Annotated in this window: 1 protein-coding gene; it reads right to left on the bottom strand. The window is 32.6% G+C overall.

Translation table 11 applies throughout. The features are described from left to right. Positions 1-64 precede the first annotated feature (64 nt). The coding region (locus SB725_RS31020) for a hypothetical protein (RefSeq protein WP_410923222.1) at positions 65-276 on the bottom strand (212 nt) is incomplete at its 5' end.

Below are 276 nucleotides of genomic sequence, written 5' to 3'. Positions count from 1 at the left end.
GATTATAAGGGGAATTAATATTTTTTTCATTATTATTTTTAATTTTTTAAATGTCATCTGAATTTTAATCCGGACAGGTTTGCGAGGTTAAACATTTCCAATTGAATGTATTTCCTCCGTCTGTTGAGGTATATAATTTCAAACATTTGTTGGTAACATCATACACCATCATTCCTTCTACAAAATTACTTGCCGGTATTCCAATAGGATTTCCTGAAGCGTCAAAGGCCACCCTATTAAGTACAAAACCTTTTGTTCTAGCCTCTAATACTAGCC

The sequence above is a fragment of the Pseudomonas sp. SIMBA_041 genome (genome assembly GCF_046535095.1).
Taxonomy (GTDB): Bacteria; Pseudomonadota; Gammaproteobacteria; order Pseudomonadales; family Pseudomonadaceae; genus Aquipseudomonas; species Aquipseudomonas mucoides.
This window is presented reverse-complemented; position numbering and strand designations above follow the sequence as displayed.